We start from the raw sequence: 19,810 nt of genomic DNA on the forward strand, positions 1-19,810 counted from the left end.
ACTTGACCAAATTTTTAGTGTTAAATTTTCATGCTAAACATCAGATTTTTAACGGATTAAACACTTGGCTCCTCGGAGCCGTTAACAAATTCTCAAAAAATAACCGAAGTATTGATATTATAATATAAATAAAAAACCGATAATACAGTCCGGGCACACCTTGCTAAACTTACAGGTGTGCCCGGACTGTATTATTTCTTCAAAAAGGAATCATGAAAAGCTATTGCTGTCATCAAGTTTTATTGGACAGCAATAATAGATAGCGCAGGCTCAAGCATTATGAGTCTGCGCTATCTGCTTTTACATCAAAAATGACAGCCCTCCGGATGCCTATGAGAAAGCGGCCGGAGGGCTGAAGCGTAATGTGATGTCTCTTGCGGTTACTTATAGGGTGCCTTAAAGATCGTAATGTACGTAATTGGCACCGTCGAGGATGCGGGCGCGTATCAGAGCGTCCTTGCCGGTGGCCTCATATTTCGGAGCCACACGGTCAGCTACAATCGAGAGGTCGCCATAACGGAGAGCCATACGGTTCATGAACGCATAGGTGCGGCCTTCGCAGGCAAACTCAAGAAGAGCCTCGTCAAGAATCTGCATATCATTGATTCTGATAGCTTCGGCTGCCGACACTTCGCTCTCGTCGAGATCAGTAATCATTGAACGGCCTGGAATCTCATGACATCCGCGGACACCGGTGTTGGGATACCTGAACGCTCCCCACTCGGCATTGCTGGTCCAGTTGACAGTAAAACCGTTCCACTCGGCATCCTCTGCATCATAAGCTCCGTTGACACCATTGTTGATGAGAGCGGACGACGCTACGTAACGCTGAAGGTGGTTGAGAGCCTCGGCAAGATAGAAGTGATACTGTGTGGCTCGATAAGTAATGATGTGTACATCCGACAGTGATGTGCGCGATGTCACAGAATACTTATAGATGACAGGCTGAGCTGATGTGGGATAGCGGAATGTACCAAGATAACGGGTATCCTCAGTCGCACCGGGGTTGAAACTGCTGTCTTTCCAGCGGTTCATGCCAAACTTGGAGGGACGGAGCAGATAGCTGTTGCAGTCGGAATAGAGGAAATGGTCATTGAGTGTGTTGTTCTGATTATGCTCGTAATCATAGAGGATCACAGAGATAATCTCATAGAATCCCAATGTAGGATTGGAGAATACTCCTCTCCACTGACCGGTGTTACCGTTGCTGGTAATCCAATAGGGGTGTGTGCCATGGTTGCCGATAAGGGCGGTATTGATGGCAGGGAGGATGAGGTCGCAGACTTTCTGATAGTAAGGCTGCGCTGCCGCAATATCACCGGAGGTGGCATCGACAATAGCACCCTTCCAAAGAAGCAACTCGGAGTACACACCTTCATAGGCAGGCACCATGTGGTTCCACTGGCGGAACGAAGAGTTGGCGATTGAGGTGATGTTGTCGGGGTCAAGCCATGCAATCCAGTTGATGTCACGATTGGAGGGTACTCCGTTCCAACCGTTCTCCATGAGCTGGAGAGCACGGTCCATAACTTCGTTGACGGGAAGGAGCTCAAAGCCGTTGGCAGGCGTAAGCTCGGTAAACTCGGTAACGGCCGAGTCAAACCACATAGCCTCACCATAGATTTCGGCAATGGTCTTGTAAGTCCATGCCTTTACACGGATGGTGGATGACACGAGGTCAGCCCATATCTCAGGGTCAACGCCTGTCAGTTTGCCATACTCCTTCATCTTGATAAGATAGTCGTTGCAGGCCATGATTACGTCATAATAGGCCGCCGGATTGGCATAGCTGTTGCCACGGAGATCCTCGTCATAGTTATAGAGCGAGATGATCTCGGGAGTGGAGTTGGAGGTCGTCTCAAGGAGTTCGGCACGGGTGTCGGTGAGAAGAATCTCCTTGTCGCCGATGGCCTGCAGCTTGGTCATGATGCCGAGAAAGCCGGTGTACATCTCGGTGTCAGACGAAATGTAGTCCTCACCGTTGAGCTGGTCATCGGTTTCGGGGTCGAAGAAGTCGGAGCAGCCGGTGAAGGTCATGGCCGACATCATTATAGAGAGACTGTATATGAACTTTTTCATTGTTACTTTGATCATGTGGAGAGATATTAGAACTTAAGGTTCACGCCAAGTTTAACCGAGCGGGGAGCACCGACCTTGCCGTAATCCACGCCCTGAAGGACGGTAGAGTTGGAGTAGGAAAACTCGGGGTCAAGGCCAAGATACTTGGTTGCGGTCAGAAGGTTCTCGCCGGTAACGTAGATGGTGCCACCCTGGAAGAATGAGAGGAAAGGCTTATCCCAAGTGTAGCTTACGGTGATGTCGCGGAGCTTTACATAGGATGCATCCTCGATCCAGCGGTCAGAGAAGTCGTTGTTGCCGACCTTGTCGCCATAAGATACGCGGGGGATATCGGTAACCTGACCCTCCATTGACCAGCGGCGCATGAGAGCGGTGGACTGGTTGGAGAAATCCTTGCCGCTCTCGGTCAGACGGCGTACGGCGTTGTAGGCCTTGTTGCCGTGAGAGTAAGCGAAAGTGAGGTCAAGGGCCCAGTTGCGCCACTCGAGACGGGTGAAGAAGCTGCCGAAGAAGTCGGGTGTGGCCGAGCCGAGCACCTGACGGTCGTTGTCGTTGATGATACCGTTGCCGTCAACATCCTCATAGTGGATGTCACCTGCCTGATAGGGAGTGCCGGAACGGTTGACAAGATTGGCGGCCTCAGCCTCGGCTGTGGTTGAGAATACGCCGAGCGCACGATAACCGTAGAATGCATAGGGGTCTCCGCCTACCTCGGTAATCATCTGGGCATTGTTGTCAAGCTTGGTGATGATGCGGTCGAGGTTGCCAAGCGAACGTATCTTATTGTTGAGAGTGGTGATGTTGCCACCGATCATCCAGCGGAAGTCGCCAGTGTTGACTGGCATGACCGAGAGGCTGGCTTCAAAACCTTTTGACTCGATGCGTGCATCATTGTTGTAGTAGGACGAGGTACCGAACACCGACGAACGCTCACCGGCCATAAGTACATCGCGGGCATCAATGTTGTAGTAGCCGGCACCGATCTGGAGGCGGTTGTTGAGAAGCGAAGTCTCAAGACCCACGTTGAGTGTGAGGTCACGCTCAGCCTTGATCTTAGTGTTGGGCACATTGGCACGGATGATACCGGCTACAGTCTGATAGGGAGTAGAAGTGTAGTAGTATTTACCGAGCTTGGTCGAGAAGCGGGAGTTACCTGTCAGACCATAGTTGGCATAAACATTGAGCTTGTCAAGCCACTCGCTCTCACGCAGACCGGGAAGCTGGGCGGCCATGAAGGTAATATCACCTGCGGGATAGAAAGTCATGCGGGTAGCATCCTGGCCGATCGATGAAGCACCGTCCCATGAAGCTGTCAGTCCGAGCTTGAGGAGGTCAAGCATACGGTAGTCGATGTTGGCATATACATTCATCCAGTTCCACTTGTTGTTGAATCCGGAGAAGTAACGGCCGAGAGCCTTTGTGTCACCGAGAGTCTGATAGAAGTCATTGTTGGTGTTACGGCCAAAGGCTGCGTCATACTCGGTGTCGGTGGTCAGAGCCTGATAACCGACGAGGAAGTCGAGATGGTGGCCGCCGCCAAGGTTGAGATTGTAGGCACCATTGAGGGCATAGTACATATTAAAGGTATGATATGTACCCACGCGCACCGAGTTCTCTGCATCGCCATACTGGTCATGGAGAGGCACGATGTCCATGTTGGTTATACCGGGGATAAAGGTCTCCTCCTGATTGTAGTTGTAGTACATCGCAATCGCGCCCGAGAAGGTGAGGTTGCGCAGCGGACGATAGTAGACGTGAAACTTGGAGTTCATGTCATACTGACGGCCCTTGCTGTTGAGTTTGTCAACAATGGCAAGCGGGTTGGAAGTCCAGAAATCCTTGTTCTCGATAGCTCCGTAATAATAGTTGGAGTACTCGTCGATAAGGTTGCCATACATATCGCTCGCATAAGGAGAGAGCAGCGGAGAGCGGCGATAGGCGGCAATCAGGGGTGAAGTCTCGACTCCGAGACCCTGATGCTGATACTTGCCGTTCATGTAAGAGGCGTTGATATTGGCCTGAATCTCAATCTGACGGCTTACGAGCACCGATGCATTGACCTGAGCGTTGTAGCGGTTTGAATTGGTATTCTTAATCGTACCGTTGTCGCCCATATATCCGAGCGAGATATTATACTTGGCTATGTTGTCACCACCCTCTACACGAAACAGGAAGTCGGCCGTGTTGGAATTACGGAAGAGCTGGTCCTGCCAGTCGGTGTTGAACTGATAGAGGTTGGAGTTGGCGGTGGTGGGGTCGCTGAGGAAGGTAAACTCGTTGAAGAATGCCTCCTGATTGTCATAGTATGTAAGACCCATGTCGGTGAGATAAGTCTTATACTGTGACGCATTCATGAGGGGAATGCGCGACTTGTTCCAGTTGTGGCCGTAGACAGCCGAGAAAGAGATGCGTGTATTGACGTCAGACGAAGTTGCCTGATCGGTCTCTATCATGATGACACCGTTAGAACCGAGCGAACCATACTGAGCGGCTTCGGCACCCTTGAGAACGGTGATGTTGCGGATGTCCTGGTTGTTATAGGCCTGAAGAGGCGATTTGGAAAAACCGCTGACAATCGGGCTCTCGTTGAGATCGGGAATATAGGGCACGCCGTTGATCACGATCAGGGGAGAGTTCTCGGCAAAGAGCGACTTGACGCCACGCATCTGCAGATACGAACCCTCACCGGTCATACCGCTCTTGTTGATGACATTGAGGCCTGTGAACACGCCTTTCATGGCACGGTCGACCGACATAGAGCCAAGGCCAAAGTCCTTGCGGGTAAGATTCTGCACACCGGCCACACTCGCATCGTTCTCTTTCTTGCCCGAAGGGAGTACAGCGGTCTCGTTATAACGTGAGCGGGCGGTCTCGATCATGTGGATGCTGACGGGAGTCTTGCTCTGAGCATCGTGGATGATGTGGGCCTGTGGATAGTAACCTTCGCGGATAAGGTTGATGGTCGCGCCGTTCTTGACTCCGTCGATTTTAAAGGAGCCGTCGGCACCGGTGCGGACAGTCTCACAGCCTGAGCATGTGATGACCACATCGGGTATGGGCTGATTAGCCGATCCGATTACCCGGCCTGTGACAGTCTCGGCATACGCTCCTGCCACAAACGCCAGAGGGAGCGAAAGGCTGAGGGCAATCTTTTTAATATTCATATTCATAGTGTGTCGTAGTAATTCATTAGTAACAGTTGACTGTAGGACGCAGACACCAGTGATTTAAGGTGAAAGAGGACTGCTGATTCCAGTTGGTGGCTTCGATACGAATCACGATGGGTACACCTGAGCCGTCGCCATTGACATCGGGGATAGTAACCTCATTGATAAGGAGACCGCCGTCTGTGTCATAGTTGCCGGCACGTGAGTTTCCGCCTACCTGCTGAACGTAAGAGGAATCATAACCCTCGGGATAACGGTTGGGAAGCGTCGTGCCACGGTCATAGTGATAGGTGGTGGAAGTTCCGAGAATAATCTCACCGTCGCTCTTGGCCACTACCTGACCGTTCACGAGAACCGATACATTGATGTTGAGATTCTGATTCTGCTTTGAACCGAAGGCCAGACGATAGGAGCCCGGGGGAATGAGATAGGGACGGATTACCGTGTTGCCGGCATTATCCTCTACAGGCTTGATAGGAGTGAAATCAAGGGTAAACGGAAGCTCCTTGGTCTCATCGCTTGTCGGCGCGAGGAGGAGTGCGCGACACTCGTGTTCGGGCCATACGCCGGGCAGCGGGGTCCAGGCGGCCACACCTACATCACACTTCGAGAATACCATGTTTTCCATCTTGAAGTAAGAAGCCTTCTGGACATCCGTACATACTTCATAGTGATAGAACCAGTCCTTGAGACGATAGATGAGGATATTGGTGGGGATATAGAGCTTGGAAATCTTGTGGACCACACCGTTGGAAAGCTCCTCGGAGTCGTTGTCAAGCAACTGGGCGGTCTTGCGCCACTGCTTTGAGAACACCGAGTTGACATCGATAGCCTCGGGATCGGCCACGGCGGCGGGGACACTAAGGTCAGTGGCTGCATAGCGTTTGTTGAAGAAACAAACGTCGCGTATCCATGCCTTGATGATTGAGTCGGAGCGAACCATCTCCCACTCGGCCAGACGGCTGTGAGCCTCCTCGAGAGCAGCATTGATTACCTCGTTGGAGGGGAGGAGCATAGTGGCGGTGAGCGACTCGGAATTGAGGTCGAAACCTACGGCGTCGAAGTGCTCGTTGGTGTAACGGAACACCGAGTCATACACCGTGTTACCCTCCTCGTTGATATAAAGAGGCTTGCTCTGGTTTTTCAGAAACTCCTTGCCGCCCGACGACTTGACGAGGTCACGGAATATCGAATACTCGTCAGAAAGATTGTCGATATAGTCGGAAAGCGATGTGGGGGTCTGGATAGCCTCGGAGATTACGTAGATATAGCCGTTGGTGGTCTGGATGACCTCCTTTACGACACCGTTGTTGAAATTGACGTGTCCGATAATCTGACCGTTGCGTCCCTCCTCGTCCATCGAGATGTTGACATACTTGCCGTGCCACATCATGAGACGCTCGCCGTCGTGAAGGTTGGCGGGAGAGATGGAGATGTCACTGATGTGTGAACGGATGAGAAAATCAAGGTCCTTGTCGACAGTCGATTTGGAAGCCGGAAGCACCAGGTCGGAGTTCTCGACCATCAGGATGGTGGCGAGCTGACCCTTTTCGCGGAGCTCACCGAAGATATTTGCCGAGTTGAGGAGCTCATACATCTCCGACAGCGAAGGCTGCGATTTGATATAGTCCTCAGAGGTCTGAGACACTATCTTGAGCTCGGGATTGCGGATCTCGGTCGAGGAATTGGAATAGTGGTCATCGTCCTCAAGATCCGAGCAACCCACCCAGAGGGGGAGTGCCATGACAGCAGCGGCGGCTACGGCCAGACGCGAGAGGCGGGAAGATATGATATTCATTGTCTGTTATTTGCTTGTGTTTATCAATGGAGAATGATTTCAGTCAATGGGGACGAAACGTATGTAGTCAAAGGCCAGATAGAAGCTGGAGCTTGTCGAAGCTGCGGGGTCCATGACTATCATGTTGAACTCGTGGTCGGTGGTCTCGTCAAAAGTCACTTCATTGAAGATTGTAGAGTGATAGAAACCGGTGACACTCGAAGGTATCTGCTTGTAGGGGTTGAGATAGTCCTTCACGTCGTCGCGTCCGTCAAACGAGAGGCATATAAGACCGCCGTTTGAACCTGAGCCCTGTGTACGCACGAAGTTGAGACCTGTAGCGTAATAGTAGCAAAGCTCTACGCGATACTTGCCCTTGACAAGCACGGGAGTCTTGACCGATACGGAACCCATATAGCCGACGTTGAACACGACAAAGTCGTTGCGGTAGCCTTCGGCACTCACGATCTCGGGGTTGGCCGACGACGGGAGTCGGATGGACTTGGGTGTCACATAGCTTACACCCTCGCTATAGCTGGTTGAGCCCTTGCCGCCCTCACCCATCTCATAAGTATAGACTGTATTGCCAAGTCCCATCTTGTAGTCCTTGTCGGTCGGAGTGGCGGGAGCGTATGACATACCGTATGATGTGACAGCAGCCTTTATATCCGAATAGTCGGCCAGGTCCCAGATGACTTCGGTCTGGAGAGGTTCCCAGACAGGAAGCCAGGAAGTAAGATTGTGCACGTAACCGTTCTTGCCCTGGATGTCGCATGCTCCGCGGACGAAGGATGCCGAAGTGCCCTGGGCATTGAATGTAAAGCGGCTTTCAAGCTCACTTACAGTTCCGTCATAATCGATCGACATAATCTGGTTGCGGGCGTTGGAGCCGAGGAGACGGCTGCTTACCTCACCCTCACCGCCTGCGAGGTCAGCGAGACGATAGGAACTCTGCATGATGTGATATGCCACATATTCGCGCAGAAGGCTGTCGGGAGTAAGACCGCGGGTATCAAGCGAGACGAGTTTGGCTCTCAGAGCATCGAGCGAGCCGATGCCGGCGGCCGAGAATGTCTCGTCAGTGACATTGAGCAGTGTATAGTAACGTTTGCGTATCTGACTTATGCCCTCGACCACAGTCGTATCGGCGATAGTGCTGAGCTCCTTCTTCCAGCCCGAAGCCTCGAGAGCCTGAAGCATGATTGAAGAGTTGCCCTGATCTGTAACACGGTCAACCAGAGTCTCGACCAGAGGAGTGAGCACGCTTGAGAGCACATAAATCTTACCGTTTGAGGCCGACAGACCCATCTCGGTGATACGGGCCTCATCGCCGAGCACTGCCTGACCGGCATTTTCGGGGTCAATCCATACGCTCATCGGTTCTCCTTCGATATTGATGATTTCGTTCATCGTCACGAATTTGTCAATAGCGATTGAGTCGCTGACCGTGTGATAGAGCACGAAGTGACGCACATAGTCGGGGGTCAGTTCCTCAAGCGAGCTGACACCGCGGCGGCTATAAAACTCCTGCATAGCCTCGTTGGTGGGCACAAGAGCGGTAAAACTTACGCCGGCAGTCGACTGATTGAGTGCATTGAATGTACCCGAGTAGCGCAGAGCCTTGGCATACTCGGTGAAATCAGCCTCACCGTCGATATATTCGGCTATAGGTGAATAGAGCGCGCTTTTGTAAACGCCTCCGTCGTGGTCGGAAGGGTCGAACACGTCCTTGTCACACGACGTGAGGGTAGCCGCCATCACAGTCAGGGCGACAAGAGCCTTCGATAAAAATGTCGTTTTCATGATGAAGTGTTCTACTTATTATTTTGAGTAATAGGGATTCTGTATGAGAAGACGGTTGTGGTCGATGTCGCTCTGAGGCAGCGGCATATACCATGCGTTGGTATTTGCGAGCACCGAACGGATCCATGAAGCGTTGGTGGTCATATTGCCTTCGATTACAAGGTCGATGAAATCCTCCTTGTACTTATTGTTTTCGATACGGCCGAACCACAGGATGTCATACCAGCGTTTGCCCTCGCCGATAAACTCCATCTGACGCTCCTTGATGATACCCTCGAGCAGAGTGATTTCATCGAGGTTGGCGATAGCTGCGGCATCGTCGTCGGCAATCTCCTGGAAGTTGGAGAGTCCGGCACGATTGCGTATCTGGTTGAGCAGGCGGAATGCTTCGGGGTAGTTGCCGGTCATTGTCTCGGCAAGAGCTTTGGTGAGAATGATGTCAGCCACACGATAGATGATGAAGTTGGCGTCCTTCTCGTTCTGACGTTCTACCTCGACCTCGGCACTGCCGCGATATTTCCACAGATACATAGTCTGGGCAGTGGCATAATTGGCGATGCCTGTACCTTCGCCCAGATATACCGAAGCGTGGTCGATACGACCTACACGACCCTGAGCAGTGGGATTGGCGGCATAGAGTTCCATAGCCTCATCGCGGATAGTCTCGACTGCACTGGTGGTGAAGCGCAGGTCCGACGAAGAGTTGTCGAGGGTCCAGAGGCCCATGAAGTTGTTGTTGGTACCGTTGGAAAGCTGATAGTTCCAGCATACCTCAAAAATACCCTCGTTGGAGTTGCCGGGGCAGAAGATGTCAAACCACTTTGATGTCTCTCTGAGCAGAGTGGGACGGAAAGCATCGGTGGCGAGCAGGATTTTGTCGCAATACTCCTTGCAGGTGTCGTAATCCTCGCTCCAGAGACACACATCGGCCATGAGGGCATAGAGGGCCCACTTGGTGGCACGGCCTTGGTTTTCCCATGTGTCGTCACCGTAACGGCCTTTGGCGGCACCGGTGGCGAGAGCGGCCTCTACGTCAGCCTTGATCTGGGCCACAATTACCTCTTCGGGCGACTTGGCGATGTCAAACGATGCCGTATCGTCGACATAAGGCTCAAGCACCAGAGGCACCTCCTTATAGTTCTTGAGAAGCACAAGATAGGTGTAGGCGCGCAGGAAGTAAGCCTCGCAGAGATGCGCGTTCATGATGGATTCATGATAGGTAGCATCCTTGGCACACACTTCGGGAGCATATTTGAGCACTGAGTTGGCGGCATTGATTATCTTATACATCGTGCCGTAATTGCATATCGAGTGAGTGGTCGTGAGGTTGAAATCCTGCAGCTTGTATTCCGTGGTCATTGTGTAGAATGTACCACCACGCAGCTCGCCCCACTTGATGAGGGTCGGCACGGAATTGAGGAGATATACATAGCCGGAGAGTACTACCGACTCGACATCCTCCTTGGATTTCCAGAAATCTGCTGTTATCTGCTCGTTATTGGGCTTGACTTCAAGCCAGTCGTTACACGATGTGGCTGTGGTCAGCATCGTCACGGCTACAAGCGAATGTATTATTTTCTTAAACATAATCAGTATTAGAAATTAAGAGTCAGACCAAATGCGTAACGCTTGGAGACAGGTGTCTGCGAACCATCCTTTACGAGCTTGGTAGCGGTGGGGAGGCTTACCTCGGGATCCTGGCCCTTATAGCCGGTCCAGGTGAAGAGGTCATAGCCGGTCACGAAGCAGTTGGCTTTTGAGAGACCGATACCGAGCTTCTGAAGGAATTTTTTTGGTATGTTATAGTTGATCGAAAGTGTCTTGAGACGTACAAACGAGGCATCCTCGACAAAGCGGTCCGAACCGAGGTAGTTGTAACCCATACCCCAGAGTGCGCGGGGGATATCGGTGTCGTCACCTTCGGCACGCCAACGCTGGAGCACTGCGGTCGACTGGTTTTTGTGATTATACATGCTCTCGAGGTCCATACGGGCCTGGTTGATGACCTTCTGACCGAAACGGCCGTAGAAGAAGGTCGTGAGCAAGAAATCCTTCCATTTGAGTTTGAAACCACCGCCGGCGGTGAATTTCGGGTTGGCGTTGCCGAGATACACGATGTCGTTCTCGTCGATCACGCCGTCGTGGTTGATATCCTCGTAACGTGCGTCACCGGGATATACGGTCTGGTTGCCGTTGTGCATTATAATGGGCTGGCCTTTATAATTGTACATCACGTTACCCTCGCGGTCGCGGGCATAGGTCTCGGCGGTGTTCTGGTAGACACCCTGGTAGCGGTAGCCGTAGAACGCGCCGACAGGTGAGCCCTCGACAATGCGCAGAGCGTATTCACCGTTGCCGAACGAGTAGTTTTCCTGCACGTAGGTCGAGGGGAGTTCCTCCACCTTATTTATATTACGCGAGATGTTAGCGTTGAACGAGAGGTTCCAGTCCTTGTAGCGTAAAGCCTGCCAGTCGAAGCGGAACTCAACACCCTTGTTGGAGAGGATACCCGAGTTGATCCACGCGATTTTGTCATAACCGGTAGTTGCGGGGAGTGCGGTTTCCTTCAGGAGAAGGTCGGAAGTCTTCTTGTCATAGTAGTCAAATGTGAGGCTGAGACGGTTCCAGAGACGGAGGTCGAAACCGTAGTCAATCTCGCGGGTGGTCTGCCACTTGAGGCGGTCGAGCTGCATGCGCAGGGGAGCGATAGCCTGATTGTCGACATACTGGCCCATTGACGAATACGCGCCGAAATATTTGGCCGCGCCTGAGGGAGCCTTGCCCGACCAGCCGAGGCTGACACGGATCTTGGCCTCGTCGAGCCAGTCAAACTTCTCATTGCGGAGGAAATGCTCGCGGTCAATGTTCCATGCCACACCAAACGCGGGATATGAGCCGAAACGGTTGCGCGAACCCATGGCCGAGTTGCCTTCATAGGTGATAGAGGCCTTGACGGCATAACGTTCGTCATAGGAGTAGACAGCCTGGCCTACCAGATTGAACGAGCGGCTCTCGCCGTTGCTTGAGTTTGCACCTGCCACTACACTGCCCACTACGGGGTCGGCGAGCGACGACGATGCGTTACCGTAGGTCATCGAAGACTCGGAGAACGAGTTGGTCTGATAGGTGCGCACGAGAGCTGTGGCCACTACGTTGTGCTTCTCATTGAATGTGTTGTTATACAAGAGTTTTGCCTCGCTCTGCAGAGTGAACGCGTCGGTGATAGCGTCCGACGAACGGTTGGCGAATGTATTGTTCCACAGCACACCGGTAGCCGACTGGGGCAGGAACTGCTTGTATTTGTTTGTCTTCATGTTGAGTGACACCCAACCCTGGAATTTGAGTCGGAAGGGGAAGTCATAGTCGAGACGGATGGTCATCTTCTCCTCTCGGAGCGAAGTCTTGTAGAAGCCTTCATTGGCCATGGCCACTGGGTTGAAGTTGCCCTGGCCTTTATTGTCTTTTATGCCGGTAAACCCACCCTGGAAGTCGCTCTGCTGTGTGAAGTAGCGATCGGTGGCCATGCCGGTGGCATCGTCGATCCAGTAGGGCGAGAGGTTGGGCATCTTCTGCATTGCCATTGCGCGGACGTTCTCGACCACGTTGGCATTCTTGGATGTCGAGGTAAACGAGAAGTCGGTGTGTACGCGCAGACGGTCGGAGAAGTTGTAGGTAATCTTGAACTGGGCCTGCAGACGGCTGAGGTCGGTGCCCTTGGTTGTGCCGTCCTCGCTGTACTGGTTGACCGACAGACGATATGTAGCCTTCTCGCCGCCGCCGCTCATCGCGAAGTTGTTGTCGATGATGAGAGCGTCCTGCTTGACATATCCGAGCCAGTCGGTGTCGCAGTTATACTCGTCATAGTAGCGGTAGTCGCGGTTATAGTTGATTTCGTCAGAGTTGAAGAGCTTGTCCATCTCTGATGCGGCAGAGGTTACACCCTTGGCATTGGCGGCATTCCAGAGAGCGTCCTGCATAAGAGCGGTATACTGGCGGCCGTTGAGCAGAGGTATTGACGAAGGCTCGTGCTTCGATGTGATTTTGGTCGAGAGCGAGAACGAGGTCTTGCCTGTTGCGCCGCGCTTGGTGCTGATAAGAATCACACCGTTGGCACCGCTCGAACCATAGATGGCGGTAGCCGAAGCGTCCTTGAGCACCTCGATGCTCTCGATGTTGGTCGGTGCGATATTGAGCAGTGCGCCAAAGTCTTCGGCCGATGCGGTCGAGAAGCTGAAGCCCTCGGAGATGTCTGACGAGTAAGGCACGCCGTCGATTACGATGAGCGGGTCGCTGTTGTCGTCAAGCGAACTGATACCGCGTATCTGGATGGCGTTCTTGGCACCTGGGTCACCGCCGATACTGATGTCAAGACCTGAGATCTGACCCTGGATAGCCTCTTCGATCGAGGCGACAGGGCTCTGCTCCACGAGGCCGGTTACTTCGAGTTTCTGGACCGAGCCGGTCTGCAGACGTCGGGTGATACCCATATCGTCGCTCTTCTCGACCACGACCACTACCTCCTTGAGCGTAGAGGTCGACTCGAGTTTGAAATTCTGGACAGTCTGGCCGGTATAGTCGACACTCTGTGTCTCCATACCTATATATGATGCCTGGATTTTGAGTTTACCGGCATTTGCGGGTACTTCGAGAGTGAAGTTTCCGTCAAAGTCAGTCACAGCACCTTTTATATAACGGTTCTGGCTGTTGACAAGCACGACGTTGGCTCCGATTACCGGTTCCTCCTCGCCGGCCACCTCACTTGTAACGCAACCCGAAATGACCTGCTGGGCCGAAAGACTCATTCCGGCCGAGGCCAGAATGGCTATGAGTGCCAGCAACATTCTTTTGTGTATATTATTCATGGTGTTCATGGTGTATCAGGTTAATCTTTACAGGATGCCGTCGATGAAGTGGAGGCAACCGTCGCTGTAAGCAAATGGCAGATAGCCAAACTCATTATTCACCATGACAGGAGTCTTTCCGGGATAACCGATGGAGAGAGACGTGCCGTTGTCATAGATGGTGAGCTTCTCCTCGTTGGCCATAGTGATAAATTCACCCCGGCATGTCGAGCCCGGGTAGGGATAGTCGCTGAAAGGATTCATCAGTGAGGAGACGAAATACTGACGCAGGTAGTTGGCGAGATTGGCCTTGTTGGTGCCGCTGACTGTACCTGAGAGTGTGCCGTTGGACACCTTCAGTGATGTTGCTCCGGGGATAGCCTTGTCAGCGAGAGCCTGTGTGATGGCTTCGTTGGTGGGAGCGAAGAGGATGAAGCGGTTTCCTGCCGGTGCGATGCTCATGCTGAGTTCGCCGCTGGTGATAAGACCGGCCTTGTTGAGCAACTGGGCAAACATATAATACTTATAGTTCTTGTCATTGCCCACCGAGAGAAGGTGGCCGAGACCGTCGCCCGATGTCTGTGCAAAGATGGTCGAGGCGTCATAAGAGTATGACGAACCGTTGTCCCATGCATGACCGTCGTTGAGTATCGGATGGAAATCCACGAAAGGATCGCCGTTGTTCTCAAGCGCGAGCTGACGGTTGAACAGTGCGTTGGTGGTGATGCGGCCGTCGCGTACAAACCAGTAGTTGTAAGGAGCGTTGGTCGGAATCACCTGAGTGCCGGTGCTCTTGAGCTCCTTGACATTCTGGGCCACGTGGATGTCGGTGATGTTTTTGAGTGCGTTGCTGCTCATCTTGACAAACGCGCCGGCCTCGTCGCTATACTGCTGGAGCTCGTTGCCGGTAACGGTCGTGGCAAGCTGTATGGCGGGGTCGCAACTGGCTATCTGGTCATTGTTGGGAATGAGCGTCACAAAGTTGGCGTTGCGCGAGGCGAGCGGGAGCATAGTGCCGCTGGCATCGAGCGCGTAGAGATACCATCTGAAGTCGGTGTCCTTGAACGCCGGGCCGGCCACTGAGCTGAATATGGCGGGCATATCCATGTGGTCCATACCGTAGAACACACCGTTGGCACACAGCTTGCGGTCGGTCACCTGGTCGGGATCGATGTCGATAGTGGTGCCGTAGACGGTCTTTATGTCACCGCGCTTGATCTCCTCGGGGAAGGCGATGTCGGTCTCTGCACCAAATGACTGTCTGACAAAATACTGGAGTATCAGAGGATCAAGATTTTCAACGGATGTGTAGCCGGTCTCCGAAGTCCAGAAATTATGGAAGAAATCATCGATGGCAGTGTTGGACGGCGCGAAGATATTATAGCCGGCTCTCTCAAGCATGTTGACCAGCAAATAGCTCTCCACCGGCCACTCCCACGCGATATTGGGAAGATCGCCGTGACTGTGGAGATACACGTCATAGCCGAGCGACGAGCGCACTTCGTCCGAAGCGAGCACATACTGGCTGTAGCTGTCATAGATCGAGAGAAACTTGGAATACTTCGGGTTCAAAGCCATCTCATTGTAAAGAGTGTTGAGCGGCTCCACCACCTGGTCCACATTATAGAGATAGCCGTTGTCGGTCACGACGGCTCCACCCTCGACGCCTGCGTTGGCGATATTGAATATGCCGGCAGCAGTCGGGGTGCCCCACTTGGAGTTAGGGAAGAAATAATTGTAGTTGTAGGCTGCGTCGATACCACGGGTCTCGAAGAGTCTGTTGGAGAGCACCGGGATATAAAGGTCGTAATGATACACCTTGATATTAATAGGGTCACCGCCGCCGACTATAGCCACGCGGTCCTCTATCGGGTCGCAGGCATGGGTGCGGTGTTTGTACCAATAACCGGCAAAAACACTTGACGATCCTTCTGTGGCTCCGTCTCCCTCCATGGGGCGGAAGTTGACCATCTTGTTCCAGTCAAAGGCATAATACATCAGATGATACCCCACGAGTTTGTTGAGGAATGCATGGTCCTGACTATTCAACTCGTCGATCGAACTATAACCTTTCTCTGACAGATACTGACGGAACGCGTCGTCGCTCGGAGCGATCACTGTCAAAATACTCTTTCCGGCTACTATCTCACGATAGTCCGACAAATCAATCGCCCGAAGGAAGATGCTGTGATTGCCATCTTTCTGCAGCACCTCATAGGCATTGCCTTTCAGCCAATCGGGAATTTTGTAATGATCATCGGAAGCCAGATCGTCATCCTTACACGATGTCACACCGGCACACAATGCCAATGCTACCCCGGCAAGGAGTGAAGAACGTTTAATCCTACTCATTTAAATTTGATATTAGATTTAGTTAAATTTTAATTATTTACGTAATTTAAGGTAGTTACTGTGTACACGGCCGGAGGTTCGCAACAAGGCACAACTTCTCCATGCGTTCTGGGCCAAATACAGTGCAAAGGTATGAGAATTTTAACAAAAAAAAAATTTTTTTTCACATTTTCTCATAAATTTACCATAAATTATGCTTACATTTGCAACGAATTTTTTTCGGCTTAAATCTGTCGGACATCAAATCAATCATTAAATATCAACGTATTACCTTAAACCGACTGTGAGTTAATCTTAACACACTTAATATTTTATTATTAACTAAAATTATCATGAAAAAAGACTACGCATGTAATGCACGGTGGGGCGTAAAAGCCCTTTCTGCAGCGGTACTTGCAATGGCATTCTCTGCCTCTGCCTCCGCTCAGGAATACCGTAAGTCATGGGACTTCACCAAATGGAGTTCCACAACAGTAGCCAATCTTAAGGCAGCCAACGCTGTAGGTGGCAATGCCGAGACCCGCGAATGGTCTGATGCAGAAAAATCAGGCTCATCGGCACCGACCGATATTTCCAAAGACAACTGCTTCTGGCAGTGGAAAATCAACACGACCGAGGATGAATACTTAATGGCCAGCGGTCAGGTTATCGCCGAGCTTGAAGGTCTCTACTACACCAACACCACTCTCGGTTCGCTGGCCATCGCAGTCAACTATGGCGACACCGGCGCAACAGACTTCGGTCCCTACAACGGCTCTTCCTACCTCTGGTTTGGCGGCAAAACAAAGAATTATTTCGTAATTCCTCACGTTGAGCCCGGCACCGAAATCAAGATTGGTGTCGAGTCACACAAACTGACCGCCGCACGCGGTATTGAGCTCTACGTTGGCCGCGGCACCTCAGGCACTAAGCTCAAAGACCCCGAAGGCAACGCTGTCGAAATCCCCAAGACTTATCAGGACCTCGTATGGCTCGTGCCCGAAGACACCGAGCCCACCAATGAAGACGGTACTGTCGACATTCAGATTCGCAATACCGACGGCTGCCACCTCTATTATATAACCGTAGGCAATGGTGGCGATGAAGTGGAAGAGGACAGAAAGATTGCCGTAATCTCTCCCTTAGGCGAGGAGGACGACCTCTTCTTTGCCGTGCAGGATGGCTTTGAGGCTTCATTCCTCTCCGACGCTTCCCTCACCCTCGAGCAGCTTCAGGAATATGAGGCTATCCTCATCTCCAACAAAGTTACCGCCGACAGCCCCCTCAAGGATGTGCTCCGCAGCGCAGTGGCCTATCAGCCCGTTGTCAACCTGAGTGCAGCTCTTATCGAGAGCTGGGGCCTTGGCACCGTAGCCGACTCTGAGACCAACACCATCACCGTGTCGGAGAAGAATCTCGAGAACGCTCTCTTTGCCGACCTCACCTACGACGAAGGCTTTGAGCTCGTTGCCGACGGTGTGCTTCCCGTTGTAACTCCCGGCGAGTATCTTGCCAACGACGATGTGCTCGCCACCGTAGGTGACGCCGCTTACATCCTCGTACACAACCCCAACCGCAACGCTCACATCCTTATCCCCTTCTCAGCCGAAGCCGGCACCGAAGGTGAGAACATGATGGGCCTCGTTGCAAACGCCCTCAAGGTTGCCGCCAAGTCAAAGAAGGCTGTCACCAAGGCTTCCGCTCCCGTATTCTCTTCCGAGCTCAAGAAGCTCATGACCACAGTGACCGCCACCGGCGCAGGCGTTATCCGCTATGCCATCGGTGCTGACGCCGAGGTCAACGAGAACAGCACCGTCTACGACGGCCCCATGGACTTCACCGAGCCCGCTATGATCAAGGCCTATATGACTCTTGACGGCTATCTCCCCTCTGACGTAGTTACTTACGAGGTAGAGATCCAGGACCAGGCTTCCGCCCCCACATTCACAATGACCCAGGCAGACGAATCTACCACCGTTGAAATCTCCAGCGAGGCCGAGGGTGCCAAGATTTACTACACATTCTGGATGAACAACGGCACTATCAACCCCGCCCAGGCTACTCTCTACACCGAGCCCATCGTTCTCTCGACCGAGCCCACCGCTATCTATGCTATCGCTACTCTTGACAAGGCTCTCAACTCTGACATCTCAGAGGACTATGTAGCCATCAAGAGCATCAACAGCAACACCATCCGCATGGACACAGTATCTCACTTCAGCGCGTCGTCAGCCGCATGGTTCCCCTCCACTCCCCACGAAAGCGGAACAGGTGAGGCCAAGGCTCACTACTACTGGGGCAAGAAAGCTTGGGAATACTACTCTGACAAACAGATCGGCGAGGAAGACGGCGTAGATGAAGAAGGCAATCCCATTAAAAAACCGATTTATGCTCCTGACGAAAATGCCATCCGCACAATGGGTGCAAACGAGGGCAACGGCACTGAAAACGACTGGCGTCTCTTCTCGCAGGGCCAGGTTCTCACCGGTGAGCTTACCAATAAGGGCATTGCCGAGGTAGGCAACAGCACAACAGGTTACTACCACGAAGCTGCTACCGACCTCATCGGCGGTCCCGCTTCTACAGGTTATATCACATTCGGAGGCAAATCAAGCGGAAACCCCTACACCGCCGCTATCGAATCGGTTGTCAAGTTCACCGCTCCCTTCGATGTAGTCGTATATATCGGCAACGGCAACAACGGCTCGAAGGCAATTGTAGAGCTTCAGACCTCGACCGACGGCCAGAACTGGACCAAGGTCGCTGACCTCAACCTCGCTGACACCCAGCGTTACATCAAGAAAAACCGCATCTCGATCAACGAAGGCGGCGAGCAGTATGTACGTGTAGCCCACACCGGCGGCGGTTCCAAGGCTCAGGTATATGATATCTACATCCTCAACAACGGCGAACTCTCCAAGGACTACACCGGCATCGAGGAAGTAATCACCGACGAAGCTGCCGAGGTTATCGCAGTTGAATACTACAACATCAACGGTATGCGCATCGCTGAGCCCGAAAACGGCTTCTACATCATGCGCGCCATCCTTTCCAACGGCAAGGTTGTAGTCAAGAAACTCGTAAAGTAATCCCTCACAGGACATACCCCTAAGCCACGCACCACCTAAAGCGTAGCTATCCCCCCAAGCAGGCTGTGCCCCACCGCACAGCCTGCTTCATTTTATCGACTACAATCCCAAGTCAAAATTCCGGCACACATGTCATACGATTAAATAGAGCGACCGAAGGCATCCTTCGGTCGCTCATGCGGCATGAAGTGTGGCATGCGTGGAATGCCTCTGCGGTAGCGGATGCCTCCGGACGCCCCCTTGGGAGCGACCGATTATGCACTGAAATAAAAACTTTTGTTTCTTATTGAGCTTATGAAACTTTTGTATCTCCTCGGGGATTTCAGGACAGGCATTAAGAATTTCAGTCTGAAACGCCAAAAGGATGTCCCGGCAGGGACATCAGGAAATTGATAGCCGTATGCATCCGAGCCTGGAAGGCTCAGGATGCATACGGAACGAAATCCCGTCGCCGGAGGTGTCTGCAAGACACCTTGTAACGGCTCAAGCCGAAATATCGGTGCATCATATGTCCCTGGCATACGCGTCCGCAGGCATCCGCAACCGCACAGGCCCCACACATGCCACTCTATATCCCGCACGGGCGTCCGTAGGACGCAGATTAGATAGTAACCGTTTACTCTGACCTGCGCAAGGATTTTAGATAGAAATTAGTGTAAAAATATGTTAATACTCAATTTTTAATCTCGGGTCTCTTGGCAGGTAGGCCGGGTCATATAGTTC

Annotated in this window: 8 protein-coding genes; 1 reads left to right on the top strand and 7 read right to left on the bottom strand. The window is 52.4% G+C overall.

Annotation, left to right across the window (positions count from 1 at the left end; genetic code table 11):
- Window positions 1-396 precede the first annotated feature (396 nt).
- Genes QGT73_RS14120 through QGT73_RS14150 form a run of 7 tightly spaced genes read right to left on the bottom strand, consistent with a single transcriptional unit; the run spans window position 397 to window position 16,019 of the window.
- The gene (locus QGT73_RS14120) at window positions 397-2,079 is read right to left on the bottom strand and encodes a hypothetical protein (RefSeq protein WP_280122851.1); all 1,683 of its coding nucleotides are present in this window, start codon (window positions 2,077-2,079) and stop codon (window positions 397-399) included.
- Between the two features lie 26 nt (window positions 2,080-2,105).
- Window positions 2,106-5,249, bottom strand: coding sequence for a SusC/RagA family TonB-linked outer membrane protein (locus QGT73_RS14125; RefSeq protein ID WP_280122852.1), 3,144 nt, complete (start codon window positions 5,247-5,249; stop codon window positions 2,106-2,108).
- Window positions 5,250-5,268: 19 nt separating this feature from the next.
- Complete coding sequence (locus tag QGT73_RS14130) at window positions 5,269-7,044, bottom strand: fasciclin domain-containing protein (RefSeq protein WP_280122853.1); 1,776 nt, start codon at window positions 7,042-7,044, stop codon at window positions 5,269-5,271.
- Between the two features lie 39 nt (window positions 7,045-7,083).
- Window positions 7,084-8,826: a fasciclin domain-containing protein gene (locus QGT73_RS14135; RefSeq protein ID WP_280122854.1), complete on the bottom strand. Its 1,743-nt coding sequence runs from the start codon at window positions 8,824-8,826 to the stop codon at window positions 7,084-7,086.
- An 18-nt stretch (window positions 8,827-8,844) separates the two neighbouring features.
- Entirely contained in the window at window positions 8,845-10,413 is a 1,569-nt protein-coding gene (locus tag QGT73_RS14140; RefSeq protein ID WP_280122855.1) for a RagB/SusD family nutrient uptake outer membrane protein, read from the bottom strand.
- 8 nt (window positions 10,414-10,421) lie between these two features.
- On the bottom strand, window positions 10,422-13,688 hold the full coding sequence (locus QGT73_RS14145; RefSeq protein ID WP_280122856.1) for a SusC/RagA family TonB-linked outer membrane protein: 3,267 nt from the start codon (window positions 13,686-13,688) through the stop codon (window positions 10,422-10,424).
- Window positions 13,689-13,715: 27 nt separating this feature from the next.
- A complete protein-coding gene (locus QGT73_RS14150; RefSeq protein ID WP_280122857.1) occupies window positions 13,716-16,019 on the bottom strand; it encodes a fasciclin in 2,304 nt (767 codons plus the stop codon).
- A 332-nt stretch (window positions 16,020-16,351) separates the two neighbouring features.
- Between QGT73_RS14150 and QGT73_RS14155 the strand changes: the two genes are divergently transcribed.
- Window positions 16,352-19,087 (top strand): FN3 associated domain-containing protein, encoded by a 2,736-nt coding sequence (locus QGT73_RS14155; RefSeq protein ID WP_280122858.1) that lies wholly within the window; start codon window positions 16,352-16,354, stop codon window positions 19,085-19,087.
- The last annotated feature ends 723 nt before the right edge of the window (window positions 19,088-19,810 follow it).

It is taken from the genome of Duncaniella muricolitica (genome assembly GCF_910574735.1).
Taxonomy (GTDB): Bacteria; Bacteroidota; Bacteroidia; order Bacteroidales; family Muribaculaceae; genus Duncaniella; species Duncaniella muricolitica.